1 protein-coding gene is annotated in these 337 nt (G+C 70.6%); it reads right to left on the reverse strand.

The genetic code is table 11. The features are described 5' to 3' along the window. Window positions 1–337: TipAS antibiotic-recognition domain-containing protein (locus tag L687_RS34085; RefSeq protein ID WP_021200318.1), on the reverse strand; the 337-nt coding region annotated here is incomplete at both ends.

Genomic DNA, 337 nt, shown 5'->3' on the forward strand with positions numbered 1-337 from the left:
GCCGAAGCGCGGATCCGCGACGTACATCTCGCCGAGCCCGATCACGTATGCCTTGACGTCTCCGCCGGGGACGGCGGCGGGTGTGCCCGGGATGCCCGTGAGCCACTCGACGTGGCGACGCGCGACCTCCTGGGCCGCGGGTGAAGCCGGATCGATGCCGCTCTCCGCGGCGGCGATCCAGTCGCGCCCGAGGTCGGACACGCGCTGCTGCCAGTCGGCGCGCGCGGCGTCCGTCATCCCGCGCCACCAGCTGTCGCTGTCGGCGTAGGCCTTCTTCCCCCAGCGTTCCTCGACTTCATCCTTGTGCTGCGTGTGGTCGAAGCCGTCGAACATGTTC

It is taken from the genome of Microbacterium maritypicum MF109, from assembly GCF_000455825.1.
Classification (GTDB): domain Bacteria; phylum Actinomycetota; class Actinomycetes; order Actinomycetales; family Microbacteriaceae; genus Microbacterium; species Microbacterium maritypicum_A.